At 67.4% G+C, this 14066-nt stretch carries 15 protein-coding genes; 6 read left to right on the top strand and 9 right to left on the bottom strand.

Annotated features, from left to right (window positions below):
- The first annotated feature begins 53 nt into the window (after positions 1-53).
- Positions 54-1331, top strand: a complete 1278-nt coding sequence (locus tag ASG86_RS02110; RefSeq protein WP_056329483.1) for an AI-2E family transporter — start codon at positions 54-56, stop codon at positions 1329-1331.
- Between the two features lie 83 nt (positions 1332-1414).
- Here ASG86_RS02110 and ASG86_RS02105 read toward each other — a convergent pair whose 3' ends face one another.
- Positions 1415-1954, bottom strand: a complete 540-nt coding sequence (locus tag ASG86_RS02105; protein ID WP_056329726.1) for a hypothetical protein — start codon at positions 1952-1954, stop codon at positions 1415-1417.
- Positions 1955-2114: 160 nt separating this feature from the next.
- On the opposite strand from ASG86_RS02105, the gene ASG86_RS02100 reads away from it, so the two are divergent.
- Genes ASG86_RS02100 through ASG86_RS20880 form a run of 3 tightly spaced genes read left to right on the top strand, consistent with a single transcriptional unit; the run spans position 2115 to position 4524 of the window.
- Positions 2115-2405, top strand: coding sequence for a hypothetical protein (locus ASG86_RS02100; RefSeq protein ID WP_056329480.1), 291 nt, complete (start codon positions 2115-2117; stop codon positions 2403-2405).
- A gap of 3 nt (positions 2406-2408) precedes the next feature.
- Positions 2409-3236, top strand: a complete 828-nt coding sequence (locus tag ASG86_RS02095) for a DUF1206 domain-containing protein (RefSeq protein WP_056329478.1) — start codon at positions 2409-2411, stop codon at positions 3234-3236.
- 28 nt (positions 3237-3264) lie between these two features.
- Positions 3265-4524 carry an SRPBCC family protein gene (locus ASG86_RS20880; RefSeq protein ID WP_235565062.1) on the top strand — a complete coding sequence of 420 codons (1260 nt, stop codon included), beginning with the start codon at positions 3265-3267 and terminating at the stop codon, positions 4522-4524.
- An 85-nt stretch (positions 4525-4609) separates the two neighbouring features.
- Here the strand turns inward: ASG86_RS20880 and ASG86_RS02085 are convergent, their stop codons facing one another.
- The 3 genes from ASG86_RS02085 to ASG86_RS02075 all read right to left on the bottom strand — a co-directional run bounded on the left by ASG86_RS02085 (position 4610) and on the right by ASG86_RS02075 (position 8138).
- Positions 4610-6076, bottom strand: a complete 1467-nt coding sequence (locus ASG86_RS02085; RefSeq protein WP_056329475.1) for an FAD-dependent oxidoreductase — start codon at positions 6074-6076, stop codon at positions 4610-4612.
- An 87-nt stretch (positions 6077-6163) separates the two neighbouring features.
- Positions 6164-7426 carry a uroporphyrinogen-III C-methyltransferase gene (gene cobA / locus ASG86_RS02080; RefSeq protein WP_056329473.1) on the bottom strand — a complete coding sequence of 421 codons (1263 nt, stop codon included), beginning with the start codon at positions 7424-7426 and terminating at the stop codon, positions 6164-6166.
- Between the two features lie 94 nt (positions 7427-7520).
- A complete protein-coding gene (locus ASG86_RS02075) occupies positions 7521-8138 on the bottom strand; it encodes a TetR/AcrR family transcriptional regulator (RefSeq protein WP_056329471.1) in 618 nt (205 codons plus the stop codon).
- An 80-nt stretch (positions 8139-8218) separates the two neighbouring features.
- Here ASG86_RS02075 and ASG86_RS02070 point away from each other — a divergent pair, with 80 nt between their 5' ends.
- The gene (locus ASG86_RS02070) at positions 8219-8701 is read left to right on the top strand and encodes a cupin domain-containing protein (protein ID WP_235565061.1); all 483 of its coding nucleotides are present in this window, start codon (positions 8219-8221) and stop codon (positions 8699-8701) included.
- Positions 8702-8710: 9 nt separating this feature from the next.
- Here the strand turns inward: ASG86_RS02070 and ASG86_RS02065 are convergent, their stop codons facing one another.
- From ASG86_RS02065 to ASG86_RS02045, 5 genes are all read right to left on the bottom strand, one after another.
- A complete protein-coding gene (locus ASG86_RS02065; RefSeq protein WP_056329466.1) occupies positions 8711-9172 on the bottom strand; it encodes an SRPBCC family protein in 462 nt (153 codons plus the stop codon).
- 195 nt (positions 9173-9367) lie between these two features.
- Positions 9368-10312 carry an ABC transporter permease gene (locus ASG86_RS02060; protein WP_056329463.1) on the bottom strand — a complete coding sequence of 315 codons (945 nt, stop codon included), beginning with the start codon at positions 10310-10312 and terminating at the stop codon, positions 9368-9370.
- Complete coding sequence (locus tag ASG86_RS02055; protein ID WP_056329460.1) at positions 10302-11027, bottom strand: ABC transporter ATP-binding protein; 726 nt, start codon at positions 11025-11027, stop codon at positions 10302-10304. Before ASG86_RS02055 ends, ASG86_RS02060 begins: the two co-directional genes overlap by 11 nt.
- A 27-nt stretch (positions 11028-11054) precedes the next feature.
- Complete coding sequence (locus ASG86_RS02050) at positions 11055-12185, bottom strand: ABC transporter substrate-binding protein (protein ID WP_056329457.1); 1131 nt, start codon at positions 12183-12185, stop codon at positions 11055-11057.
- A 130-nt stretch (positions 12186-12315) separates the two neighbouring features.
- Positions 12316-13482 (bottom strand): RtcB family protein, encoded by a 1167-nt coding sequence (locus ASG86_RS02045; RefSeq protein ID WP_056329455.1) that lies wholly within the window; start codon positions 13480-13482, stop codon positions 12316-12318.
- Between the two features lie 69 nt (positions 13483-13551).
- Between ASG86_RS02045 and ASG86_RS02040 the strand changes: the two genes are divergently transcribed.
- Complete coding sequence (locus ASG86_RS02040) at positions 13552-13986, top strand: SRPBCC family protein (RefSeq protein WP_056329452.1); 435 nt, start codon at positions 13552-13554, stop codon at positions 13984-13986.
- Positions 13987-14066: the final 80 nt, after the last annotated feature.

The raw sequence follows: 14066 nt of genomic DNA, 5'->3' as shown, positions 1-14066 counted from the left end.
GCCTGCGCTGCACCCCGCGGCGCAGGGCACCCTCCGGACGATGAGGAGTCCCCATGGCGCGATCAACACGCCTCAATGACCAGGAACTGGACAACGAGTCCCCCGGGGCTGCGCGGGCCGGCGAAGTGCAGACCAGTGGGATGCGCTCTGACGGTGCAGCCGCTGACGCCGGGCAGCCCGGCGGCGCACCCCGCCAAGGGCAGCGCCTCGGCCCGGTCAGTAAACCGCAGGGGTCCAGGACGCCGAACGCACTGTGGTCCGACGGGCTGGGCAGAGTGGGCACCCGCGCGGCACAGATCCTGCTGGTGGTGCTGGTGGTGGCCGTCTCCGTCTTCGCACTGATGCAGATCAAGCTCCTGGTGATCCCCGCCCTGATCGCCCTGATCCTGGCGGCAGCAATCGGACCGTTCGTGAACATGCTCCGCCGCCGCGGGATACCGGGCGGCCTGGCCACCGGGATGGCCTTCGTGGCGCTGCTGGTGATTCTGGCCGGCGTGTCCACTGTCATCTACTTCTCGGTGCGGAACCAGTGGAGCGAACTGGCAGCGCAGGCCTCCTCCGGCCTCGACGAGCTGGAGCGGTTCCTGCTGACGGGACCAATCCCCATCGAACAGGAGCAGCTCAACCAGGCACGGGAGGCGGTGGTGCAGTTCGCCACGAGCAGCCAGGTCCGCTCCGGCGCGGTTACCGGACTGTCCGTGGTGACCGAGTTCATTGCCGGGGCCAGCCTCATGGTGGTCATCCTGTTCTTCTTCCTCAAGGACGGCGCAAAGATCTGGGACTTCTTCCTGCGCCCCTTCTCCGGCCAGCGCGAAGCCAAGCTGCGCCGCTCGGGACGCCGCACCCTTGAGGTCCTGGGCGGCTACGTCCGGGGCACCGCCATTGTTGCCCTGGTGGATACCGTGGCCATCGGCGCGGCCCTGCTGATCATGCAGGTGCCGCTGGCCATTCCGCTGGCCATCATCGTCTTCATCACCGCCTTCATCCCGCTCGTGGGCGCAACCATCGCCGGCATCCTTGCCGCCCTGGTGGCGCTTGTTGCGAACGGACCGGTGGTGGCACTTATCGTGGTGGCCGTCGTCGTCGCGGTGAACCAGCTGGAGGGCGACCTCCTGCAGCCGGTCGTCATGGGCAAGTCGCTCCAGCTCCACGCCCTGGTGATCCTCATGGCCCTGACCGCCGGCACCATCCTGGCCGGGATCGTCGGTGCCGTCCTGTCCGTCCCGCTGGCGGCTGTAGCCTGGGCGATTATCCAGGTGTGGACGGCGGAAGACCCGAACCTGAAGGACATGAATCCGGACCTGCCGCCGCCCAATACCCAGCCGGTGTAGCAAGGACCCCAGCAGCAGACAAAGCAGCGGCCCGGCACTTATGTGCCGGGCCGCCGTCGTCCGCTCTGTACTTGCTGTGGCTGCTACTCGCCGCGCAGGCCCGCAAAGACGTTCTTAGGACGCTGCATCTCGCCGTGCTTGGCACCGAGGATGATCACCAGGGCCGCGAAGCCGGGGATGGCCCACTGCAGGAGCTTGAGCTGCTGCTGGGCCGTTTTCAGCTCGTCCGAGGCTGCGCCGTGCGGCTCCGTGGCACCTTCGGCGCCTTCACCGGCGAGCTTGTCCACCTTCTTGCCCAGGATGCCCGAGTACAGGGTCACCGCGGCGCCCACCACAGTGACGGCCGTCTTGATGACGGTGTCGCGGGCCACGCCCTCCTGCTTGGCGATGCGGCCCTTGTTCTCCCAGGCGATGGCGAGGTCGGCCACCAGGTGGGAGGCGAAGGCCGCTGTCTGGAATGGTGCCCACTTCATCCAGCCTGCGCTGGAAAGACGGGTGCGCTCGGCGGGGTCCTTGGCCTGGGCGGTTGCGCCGTTGAGCCCGATGGCGCCCATCAGGGATCCGCCGAACCATGCTGCCGCCGTCAGGTCGTGAACTGAACGGGCAATGAGATTTCCTGCCATGATGTGCATTCCTAACGTTGTGAACTGGTTCCGGTTTGCCGCTGTGCCGCGGACTTCACTTGCCTTGTCCCATCGAGGTATGGTGCGCCCATGGTAAGCACACTTACTAATATTACGAAAGCCCGCCCCCGGGCCCGGGCAACCGCGTAATATCGTCGCCATGGGAAACACAGGAACATTGTTCGGCTGGGCCTTCGGGGACCCCGCCCGTGAAAGTGATGGCGGCTACGTGGACGGCCTGCAGCGCGATGCGCTCAGGAATGCGCGGGAAACCGCGAAGGCCAAGGGCGTGGAGGCTGTAACGGGTTCCGAGGTGTTCACCGTCCTCAGCGCGGACGATTCCCTGGTTGAGCTGGACAACGCCCCCGGCCAGCTGGTGGTTCGCTGCACCGTGCACGTGGAGGGGCCGGGCGCCGAGAAGTTGCGGGCCGAAGGGCCCATGAACGGCTGAACCATGTCCGACGGCGATTCCACCCTCAGCCAGGCAGCGGACGTTGTCGAGGAGGCGTCCAACCACAAGGCCCTGGACGTCCTGGCCCGCAGCGGGTTCGCCGTCATGGCCCTGCTCCACGTGATCATCGGGGCCATCGCCATCGCTGTCGCGTTCGGCCAGCCTGGAGAAGCGGAACCTACCGGTGCGATCGAGCAGCTGGCTGCCAATGCCTGGGGGCCGGCCGTGATGTGGGCCTGCACCCTGGCCTGCTTTGGCCTGGGGCTGTGGCAAGCAAGCGAGGCAACTCTGCGCATGCGGCGCGCTCCCCGCAAGGAACGGATCTCCAAGCTGATTTCCTCGGGCTTCCTGGCCGTCGCCTACAGCAGCGTGGGCGTCAGCTTCGCCGGCTTTGCCGTGGGGCTCCGCGGGGACTCCAGTAAAAGCACCCGCGACTTCAGCGCCTCGCTGATGGCTACGCCGCCGGGGTTGTGGGCCCTGGTGGCGCTGGGCCTGATCATCGTGGGAATCGGCATTTACTTTGTGGTCAAGGGGTTGCGCCTGGGGTTCAAGGAGGAGCTTTTTCACTTCGACGGCCGGAGGCGCGGAAGGCTGATCGACGGGCTGGGCATCGCCGGCCATATCGCCAAGGGTGTGGCCCTGGTACTCACCGGCCTGCTGTTCGTCATCGCCGCCGCCAAACACAAACCGGACGAGTCCACCGGCCTGGACGGCAGCCTCAAGGCCCTGCAGGACCACCCGTTCGGGCCCGCCCTGCTGGTGGCGATCGGGGCGGGATTCATCGCCTATGGGATTTTCGCACTTGTCCGTTCGCGGTTCGGTCGCATGTAGAGCCGCCTTTCCGGGGTAGGAAGGAAGCATGACCCAGCAACTGCGCGTTGGTTCCGCCGTCACCGGGAGTGCCGGGCAGGCTTTCGCCGCCCTCTTCCGGCTCCTGAAACTGGCACGCCCGGACCGGCCCATCCATCCCCGCGGCCTGGGCCTGGCTGGAGAGCTCACCAGGACCGGCAACCCGGCCGGCCCCAGCGGGATCGACTGGCTCGATTCCCCCGGCACTGACCAGGTGGTGGCGCGGTTTTCGCGGTCCGTCGGGCTGCCGCAGGCGCTGCCGGACATCCTGGGCCTGGCCCTCCGGATGTCGCCTTCGGGCCAGGCCACCCCCGGGAGCGGCCCTGATCCGGGCCTTGGCGCCAACCCCGCCGATGTCCTGTTCGCCTCCACCGGCTGGCGACTGCCCGGCCGGTTCCTGCTGATGCCGCGGCTGGATGTCGCCGGAGCCACCCTGACCACCCTGATGCCGTACCGCGGCCGGCGGGGCCCGGTGCTGCTGGGTTTGCGGACGCGGAACCTTCCCCCGGGTTCCCTTGCGTCCGGTGAATGGGAACTGGGACTGTACTGGGCCAAACCGGGCGGGCACTGGCGGGAGTGCGGGGAACTTCGGCTGCGTGCCGGCACTGACCCAGGGGACATCCCGCTGCGTTTCGACCCCCTGGGGAACCAGCCGCCCGGGGCCCGCACCTACGGCTGGGCCCGGCGCCTCCGGAAGCCGTCCTACCGGGCCGCACGGCGGCCGGCACCTCCCGCCGTCGTACGTTCTGTTGACGCCGGACGCCCAGCAGAACCCGGCACCACACGCCAGGAAACCACCACCGGAACCGGAAGGAACTCCATGTCCACCGTCTCGCAGCTGTTCACCTCCCCCGCGGCCGACGTCTGGCGGGTCATCGCCGACGGCTGGCTCTATTCCGGCTGGGTGGTGGGCGCATCCCGGATCAGGGACGTGGACGCAGAATGGCCGCGGCAGGGGGCCCGGCTGCACCACTCCGTGGGCGCCTGGCCGCTGGTGATCGACGACAGCACACGCGTCACCGCGGTCGAGCCGGGCCGCTCGCTGGAGCTCGTGGCGCGGGGCTGGCCGATGGGTGAGGCGAAGGTGGAGATCACCGTGGAGGACCGCGGCGACCAGTGCCTGGTGACCATCGCCGAGGACGCCATCCGCGGGCCCGGCAAGCTGATGCCGAAGGTCCTGCGGGATCCGCTGATTTCGGCGCGGAACCGGGAGACCCTGCGGCGCCTGGAGCTGATGGCCGTTGGCGGCGCCGGCAAACAGAAGCCCTAGATAGCACGGCCGGGTTAAGCCACTTTAACGCAGGAACCGCGGGACCAATGGCCCCGCGGTTCCTGCGTTTGTCTAGAGGCGCCGGTTAGACCTGCGCGGCCACGCCGTCGCGGGAGATGTCCACCATGTCCTCGCGCGGCACCACCTTGACGCGTTCGCGCTTGACCTCGACGCCGTGCGAGCCGCCCGCCTCGGTGGCTGCCGCGCCGAGCGCAAGTTCGTGCGCGTCCAGGGCCAGCCAGCCTTCCCAGCTGGTGAACTTCACGCCGCGGGCATCGAGGAGCTCGACGACGGCGTCCTCCTGGGGTGCCGAAGCGACGGGAAGGTTTTCGCGGTCTTCCAAGAGGTAGGTAACGGTCTCCAGGGCGTCACCCTTGGTGTGCCCGATGAGGCCGACCGGTCCGCGCTTGATCCAGCCCGTGGCGTAGATGCCCGGCACATGCTGGCCGTCGGCATCCAGGACGCGCCCGCCGTCGTTGGTCACGACGCCCTTCTTGTGGTCGAACTCCACGTCCGGGAGGGCGGAACCAAAGTAGCCAATGGCGCGGTACACGGCCTGGACCGGGTAGTCCACGTACTCTCCGGTGCCGCGGGCGTTGCCGGTGCCATCCAGCTCAGTGCGCTCAAACCGCATGCCGGCAACCTTGCCCGGCGTCTCGGCGTCGTCATAGATCTCCACCGGGCTGTGCAGGAAGTGCAGGTGCAGGCGGCGGGAAGCCTTGAGCTCGGAGAGGTCCTCGGGCTGCTCGGCGATCCAGTTGGTAAGGGTGCCCACCATGGTCTTGGTCTGGTTGTTCGACTGGATCTGGCGGTCCGATTCCTCGTCGAACTCGAAGTCCTCCGGGTACAGGATGATGTCCACGTCCTTGGAGTGGGACAGCTCGCGCAGCTCCAGCGGGGTGAACTTCACCTGGGCGGGGCCGCGGCGGCCAAAGACGTGCACATCGGTGACGGGCGAGGCCTTCAGGCCGGCGTAGACGTTGTCCGGGATCTCGGTGGTGAGGAGGTCATCGGCGTGCTTGGACAGCACGCGGGCCACGTCCAGGGCCACGTTGCCGTTGCCGATCACGGCGATTTCCTTGGCCTCCAGCGGCCATTCGCGCGGGACGTCGGGGTGGCCGTCGTACCACGAGACGAAGTCGGCGCCGCCGAACGAGCCTTCCAGCTCGATGCCGGGGATGTTCAGGTCCGCGTCCTTGATGGCGCCGGTGGCGAAGATGACGGCGTCGTAGTGCGTGCGGAGGTCCTCGATGGTGAGGTCCGTGCCGTAGTCCACGTTGCCGAAGAATCGGATGTCGCCGCGGTCCAGCACCTTGTGCAGGGCGTTCACGATGCCCTTGATGCGGGGGTGGTCCGGGGCCACGCCGTAGCGGATCAGGCCGTAGGGTGCCGGGTAGCGGTCAAAGAGGTCGATGCTGACGGTCAGCTCGCCGCTCTTGACGGCTTCGCTCTTGGTGAGGATGTCCGCGGCGTAGACGCCGGCCGGGCCGGAGCCCACGACGGCGACGCGCAGCGGACGCGCAGCTGTTCCTACGGGAGTGCTGGATGACACGGCTGTGTTCCTTTTCTTCTGCATCGATTGCTGAGTACTTGCCGTTTTCAACGCTCATAACGGCAGTTACGGAGCAATCGATGGGTTTCAGGTGGTGAGGACGGTCTTGCGGGGGCTGTTCGGGGTGGTGGTGCTGTAGTCAGCGGTTTTGAAGTGCGACGGCGCGAACGGGCTCACGCGCACCACGTCACCGATGACAATCACGGCAGGATTTGCGACGCCGGCCGCCTGGGCCTGGTCGGCGATGGAACCGAGCGTGCCAATCGTGACGCGCTGGTCCGGCAAATAGCCGTTTTCCACGATACCAACAGGGGTGTCCCGCGGCAGGCCGGCTTCGCCCAGCGCGGACGCGGATTCGCGCAACTGGCCCACTCCCATGAGCAGGACGATCGTGTGGTCCGGGCGGGCGGGAACCTCGGAGAGTTCCTCGTGGCCGGTGACCACGCTGAAGCCTTTGGCCAGGCCGCGGTGGGTGACGGGGATTCCGGCTGCTGCGGGGACGGAGATGGCGGAGGTGACGCCGGAAACCACTTCAACCTCGACCCCGTGCTGGCGGCAGTATTCTGCTTCCTCGCCGCCGCGGCCCAGCACGTAGGGGTCGCCGCCCTTGAGCCGGACCACACGGTGGCCTTTCAGGGCTTCCTCGACGAGGATCCGGTTGATCTCCGACTGCGGGACCGGGTGGTGGCCGGGGGTCTTGCCGACTTCGATGATCCGGACGTCCGGGGCGAGTTCGTTCAGGAGTCCGCGCGGGCCGAGGCGGTCCGCCACGACGACGTCGGCCTGGCCCAGGAGCCTGCGGCCGCGGACGGTGATGAGGCCGGTGTCCCCGGGACCGCCGCCGACCAACGCGACACTCCCGGCGTGGGCGCGGCGCCGGCGCAATGGAAGGTCACCGGTTTCGAGGGCGGTGGCCACTGCGTCCCGGACGGCCATGGCGCGGCGCGGGTCTCCCCCGGCATTGATGGCGATCTTGACGTCGTCCACCTCGGCGACGGCGGGGGTCCATGCGGCAGAAGCTTCATGGTTGGAGGCGTTGACGCACCAAACGCGCTGCGCCTCGGCGTCGGCCGATACCTGGGCGTCCACGGCGGAATCGCCGGTGGCGGTCTGGACGAACCACACGCCGTCGACATCGCTGGAAACGTAGGGCCGCGCTGCCCAGGTGAGCAGGCCGGCATCGGCCATCTCCTGGAGCGCAGGCGAGGCAACCGGAGCCACGACGGTGACCACGGCACCGGCGTCGAGCAGCCCCTTGGCGCGGCGCGCGGCAACGGGGCCGCCGCCCACCACCAGCACGGGGCGACCGAGCAGCCGCAGCGCCGTGGGGTAAATATCCTGAATTGCCATGAATCAACGGTAGGGCCGCGTCACAATGGGCTACAAAGGCCGAGCAACACCAGTTCACGTAAGGTAACGCTGCGTCACAAAGGCTTCCGGACGGTCAACGCCACAGACCCTCCGTCTGCGCCTTGGCCAGCAACGCGGCCGCGGTCCACCGCATTGATTCGATGGCCTCCTCCCGGTCCAGCCCGCCCACGTCCGTGAGCCAGACCAGGGCTTCAATGCCGATGGCACTGCGGATGGCCAGCACCAGTTTGTGGATCTGCTCATCGCTCAGTTCCCCCTGCAGCGGCATCAGCGCTTCGGTCAGCCAGCCGATAGCGCGCCCCTGGCGCAGGGGCAGGCTCCGGTCCGGGCCGTCCGTGGACTCAAGCGACAAGCGCAGCATGGTCCGCTGCTGTGCCTCGGTTTCCAGGATCATGCGGGTGAACTCCACCACCACGGCATTTAGCCGTTCGGCCGCGTCAAGGGGCGGAGCGTCCGGCAGCATCGAGGCCCGCGCGGTCTCGGGGTGCGCCGCGGCGAGCAATTCCCTTTGGCCGGGGAAATAGCGGTAGGCGGTACTCCGCGCTACCCCTGCCGCCTCTGCAGCCTGGTCCACCGTAGGCGCCCTGCCGGCGGCAACAAGGGCCCTGGCCGCCGCGACGAGCGCATCCATGGTGCGGCGCTTCTGGCCGGTTCGTCCACTGTCCGCATAGGGTCTTGACACGCTCTTCATGGTACATCAGTCTTGTTATGGGACATTCGTCCCATAAAGTTTCCCAGGGCATCGAGGCGAGCAGCATGGAAACGAAAAATGTGTCAGCATCTTTGGTCCGCCAGCCCGGCGAAGGACCACGACGCTGGTTCTACGGCGGCGGCGTGCACACCTGGAAGGCCAGGCAGGAGGAGACGGCCGGCGCGTTCCTGCTCTTCGAGGACGAGATGGCCCTCAACAAGGTCACCCCGCTCCACACTCACCCGGACTCGGATGAAACCCTCTACGTTTTGGCCGGCGAGATCCTGGTGAACCTGGACGGCACCGAGCACCGGATTGCCGCCGGCGGCCTGGCCATGGCACCCCGCGGCCTTCCGCACGCCTTCAAGGTGCTGCAGGAGGGCACGCGGATCCTGTGCCTGCAGACGCCTGGCAGCGCCCAGTCCTTCTACGATGGAGCCAGCGAACCACTGTCCGGTTCTGATGCCCCGAACGGTTCAGGCCTGGTGGACTTCGGCCGGATTAGGGCATCCGGCGAGGCCCACGGCGGGATCGAGATCCTTGGGCCGCCGCCCTTCGGGTAGCCCTAGATGTTAGATGATCCGGCGATCTGCGCCGCCCGCGAGGAAACGGCCCCGGCTGGCGATGAGCCGCTCCAGGTACCGCGCCAGGAACAGCCGTTCGACGGCGCGGCCCACCAGACCCAGCGGCGCGGTGAACTCCACCCGGTCAATCATGATGCTCCCGGCGGCTGTGGGCTCGAATTCATGGACGTGCCGGAAAGCCTTGAAGGGGCCCCTGACCTGTTCGTCAGTAAAGCTGCGGGGGAAGTCCAGGCGGGTGATCCGGCTGGTCATGGTGAGCGGAATGCCGAAGTGCCGGGCCCGCCATGTCACCTCTTGGCCTTCCCCGATGAGCCCGCTTGTCACGCCTGACACCGCCCGCTCCCCCGACGTCCGCTGGGATTCCACGTGCACGTCGATGCTGCGCGCCAGGTCGAAGAGCCGCTCCGCCGGAAGCTGGGATTCGGTGCGGCACATAAAGCTGGCGGTCATGGCGCCAGTCTGCCACGGCTTGCCTCCGCAGCTGCCGCGGTCGTGGGGCACTTTGGGGCGTCCCGGCGTCGAACTGGTCGGAAACCCCGGCGTGTCCGTGTCAAAGTGCCCCGGTTCCGTCGAAGCAGGAAAGCGAAGAGCCCGACGGCGGGACTCGCCGTCGGGCTCCTAAGGTGCCTTGAGGAATGGGGTGGGTCAGCGTGTGCTGCCGGCCAGGAGGCCGCGGCGGCGCAGGAGGCGCTTCTCGATGGGGCCGAAGACCAGCAGCTCGATCAGGATGCCGACGGCGAGGATCAGCAGGATGGCAGCCATGACAATGGTCATGTCGGACAGGTCCCGGCCCTGGTCCAAGAGGGATCCCAGGCCGAAGCCGATGGTGCCGCCCACGGCGATGATTTCCGCGGCCATGAGTGAGCGCCAGGAGAAGGCCCAGCCCTGCTTGAGTCCGCCCAGGTAGCCGGGCAGCGCGGCGGGGAGGATTACCTGCAGGGCCATCTGCAGCCGGGACGCGCCCAGGACTGTGCCCACGCGCCGGTACTGCGGCGGGATCTGGTCCACGCCGGAGATGAGCCCATTGATGATGGACGGGATGGCACCCATGAACACCACAAAATACACAGTGGCATCGGTGAGGCCGAACCAGATGATCGCGGCCGGAACCCAGGCAACCGAGGGCAGGACCTGCAGGCCTGAAATCAGGGGCCCGAAGGCGCGGCGCAGCGGTGCCACCTGTGCCAGCAGCAGCCCTACCGGTGTGGCGATGGCCACCGAAATCAGGAAGCCCACCAGCCCGCGCTGCAGTGATGTCCACACCGACTCCTGGAGCTTGCCGTCACTCCACAGCACCCCCATCTGGGTCACCACGTCCAGCGGCCCGGGAACCAGGTCGCGCCGTTTGACGCCCAGGGACACATAGAACTGCCACACGAGCACCAGGACCACCAGCGCGGCCACGGGCAGCAGGATGCGGCTCCATTCGATGCGGTGTTTGCGGTCGGCGTCGGACTGCAGCGAGTCCAGGCCGGATTCAAGTTCCCGGAGGTCCTCATGACCGGTGGACGTCCGGGTCAAAGCGGCATGGACGTGCCGGGTCTCGGGCTCGGACGGTGCTTCAGCGAGAGGGGTGGGGTTACTTGGCATGGCGGCGAATCTCCTCCCGCAGCCGGGCGGTGATGACCCCGGTCAGCTGGCCGGCGAGCCCGGCATCGGTTCGGTGTTCCTCGGTGACGGCCCATTCCTGGACCACGCGGCCGGGGCGGGAGGACAGCAGCAGGACGCGCTGGCCCAGCCGGACGGCCTCGCGGACGTTGTGGGTGACGAACACGATGGTCCGCCCGGTTTCCTTCCAGATGCGCTCCAGCTCATCGTGCAGCAGGTCGCGGGTGATGGCGTCCAGCGCGGCAAACGGCTCGTCCATAAGCAGCAGCTGCCGGTCCTGGGCCAGCGACCGGGCCAGCGAGACGCGCTGCCGCATGCCGCCGGAGAGCTCGTGCGGGCGCTTGTCCCCCGCTGTGCCCAGGTGGACCAGTTCCAGGAGTTCCTGCGCCTTGGTGCGGCGTTCGGCCTTGCCCACCCCGCGCAGCTTTAGCGCAAGTTCGATGTTCTCCCGGGCAGTCAGCCACGGGAAGAGGGCGGCGTCCTGGAACATGAAGGCGGCGCCGTCGCTGGGCACTTCCAGGGCGCCCGACGTCGGCGCTTCAAGTCCCGCGATGATGTTCAGGAGGGTGGATTTGCCGCAGCCGGAGGCACCGAGGAGGGCAACGAACTCGCCCTGCCTGATGTTGGCGTTGACGTCGTCCAGTACCGGGGCGCCGTCGCCGAAGCGCTTGCCCAGGTGTTCCAGTACGACTGGCATGGTGCCGTCCTTAGGTAGTGGGGTGGGTCAGTCCTGGCCGAGGCCGGCCGCAGAAATCTTGTGGGTGCCGCCGGTGACCTGGTTGAGGGCCTGGAGGTCGAAGAGGCCGTTGATGTCGGCCTTCTTGGTGGTGCCCGCGTCGACGCCGTCCTGGAGGAGCTTGGGGTAGCTGCCGGCCAGGGGGTTGAGGGTGAACGTGATGTTCGCCAGGGACCGGGTGAGGACGTCGCCCGGCAGCTCTGCCCCGGCGGCTTCCTGCAGGGCGGAGTTGATGAGCTCCGCCTTCTGGTCTGCCGGCGCCGAATTCAGCCAGGCCACCGATTCGGCGTTGCCTTTGAGCAGGGCCCTGACGGTGTCCGGGTGGTCGGATGCGAACTTCTGGTTCACGATCAGGATGGTGGTGGGGAACTCGCCGGGCTTGCCGGTGCCGGTTCCATCCCAAAGGTCCTTTTCGTCCACCAGCACCTTGGCGCCGGCTTGGAGCACCAGGCGTGACGCCCACGGCTCAGGCAACCACGCGCCGTCGAGCTTTCCGTCCTGGAACAGCTTCAGGGTCTGCGCGTTGTCCGTGGGGTTGATGGCCACGTCCCCGCTGCCGTCCACGTTGGTCTTGTAGCCCTGTTTGGCAAGCCAGGAGCGGAGGGCCACATCCTGGGTGCCGCCAAGCTGCGGCGACGCGAGGGTCTTCCCCTTCAGGTCTGCCGCCGAGTTGATCTCCGGCTTCACCACCAGCTGCGCACCGCCGGCCGCGGCTCCGGCAATCACGCGCACGGACTGGCCTTGGCTCTTGGCGAACGAGTTGATGGCCGGGTTGGGGCCGATGTAGGCGGCGTCGATGGCGCCGGCGTTCAGGGCTTCGATGGCGGCCGGTCCGGCGTTGAAGGTTTCGGTGCTGAGCCTGGTGCTGCCCAGGGCATCGGCAAGGAACCCTTTTTTGACGCCCACAAGTGCCGGGGCGTGGGTGATGTTGCCGAAGTAGCCCAGCTTCAGTTCCGTGGCGGGGGTGGGTTCGGCCGCCTGGGCCTCGGTGTTGCGGGAAATGTTCGAGGCCACGATGGCGCCAAGGGCGATCAGCAGGACCAGCCCGATGGCCAAGGCAGCCTCGACGGCGCGCCTGCGCGTGGGGACCGCGCTTTCGCCTGCCACGATGCGGGTCATCCCGGGCTTGGAACTAGTCATTGTTTCACCATAGGGAGTGGCCCAAACCCGTTCAATGAAGCGGAAACGGGGGGTCACGCACGTTCATCCAGCGTCATATTCAGTTGCGGTACTGCGTGGTTTTCAGGAATCAGTTGCCTTTGACGTTGACCAGCTGCCGCAGCTTGTGCCGCACCGTTACCAGGTCCGCGGCGTCCTGCATGACCTGGTCGATCGGCTTGTAGGCAGCCGGGATTTCATCAATGAAGGCTTCCGAGGCGCGGAACTCGATTCCCCGCATGGCCCGTTTCAGTTCCTCCAGCGTGAACGTCTTCCGGGCAGCATTCCGGGAGTATTCACGCCCCGCGCCGTGCGGCGAGGAGTTCAGCGACGCCTGGTTGCCTCGGCCCTCCACCACGTACGACGCCGTTCCCATGGACCCCGGGATCAGTCCGGGATCGCCGGGGCCGGCCTTGATGGCCCCCTTCCGGGACACCCACACCGTTTTCCCGTAATGCGTCTCCTGCTCCGTGAAGTTGTGGTGGCAGTTGATCCGCTCGCGTTCACGCACCTGCCCTCCCACCCAGCGGCTGAACTGGGCGGCCACGCGGTCCATCATCTCCTCCCGGTTCAGCAGGGCGAAGTGCTGGGCCCAGCGCAGCTCGGCGATGTACCGCTCGAACTGCGGGGTATCCTCGTCCAGGTACGCGAGGTCCGGGTCAGGAAGGTAGACCTGGTTCTTCCGGCTGACGTGTTGGGCGACGCCGATGTGGTGCTGGGCGATCCTGTTGCCGATGCCCCGCGAGCCTGAATGCAGAAAGAGCCACACGCCGTCGTCCTCATCTGCGGAGACCTCGATGAAGTGGTTCCCCGAGCCCAGGGACCCCAGCTGCAGCTCCCACTTGGCAACGTACTGCCCCGGGTTGAAGCCGGCCTTCGCGGCCCGTTGTTTCAGCTCGGCGATCCGCGGCTCCGCGGTGGGCAGGACCTGCCGGTTATTGTGGCCTGCTGACAACGGGATGACCCGCTCGATGTCCTCGCGGAGGCGTTTCCGGTCCTTCGGCAGGTCCTTCACCGAGTACTGGGTGCGGACCGCAATCATGCCGCAGCCGATGTCCACGCCCACTGCAGCCGGAATGATGGCCCGCAGTGTGGGGATGACCGAGCCCACGGTGGCGCCCTTGCCCAGGTGTGCGTCCGGCAGCAGCGCCAGGTGCGGGTAGATGAACGGCAGGCGCGCGGTCGTTACCGCCTGCTCGCGGGTCTTGTCATCCAGGATGGACGCCCAGTTCAGGAGCTTGGGGCTGATGGTCTCCATGCTTCGCCTCCCGCTGCGTTGCCGAGGACTAACGTAGGTATCCCCGCACTCTACAGAGGAGAAGCCACCGTGGTGAACGTCCAGACCGAGGTTGTCATCAACCGGCCACGCACCCAGGTGGCGGACTACGTGGCCAACCCGGACAACGCGCCCCAGTGGTACGTCAACATCCACAAGTCGCAGCGGCTCACTGACGGTCCCCTTGGTGTGGGCTCCAAGGCAGCTTTCACTGCCAGGTTCCTGGGCCGGGAGCTGAACTACACCTACGAGTTCGTGGAGTACGTCCCGGGCAGGAAGCTGGTGATGCGCACCGCCCAGGGCCCGTTCCCCATGCAGACCACCTACACGTGGACGGACGACGACGGCGGGACCCGGATGACCCTTGGCAACAGCGGCCGCCCATCAGGTTTCTCACGGCTGGCCGGGCTGGTCATGGCACCGATGATGCGCCGCGAGAACCGGAAGGACCTGCGGAAGCTCAAGACGATCCTGGAAAGCCAGTAGCCCGGGAAGCACGAAATCGCCGGAACGGTGCGTGGTAGCCGTAGCGATACGGCGACCCTCGCACTGGTCCGGCGATTTCG

Origin of the sequence: Arthrobacter sp. Soil764, from assembly GCF_001428075.1 — a bacterium.
Classification (GTDB): domain Bacteria; phylum Actinomycetota; class Actinomycetes; order Actinomycetales; family Micrococcaceae; genus Arthrobacter.
The sequence above is the reverse complement of the archived record's forward strand: the minus strand, read 5'-3'. Positions and strand labels throughout refer to the sequence as shown.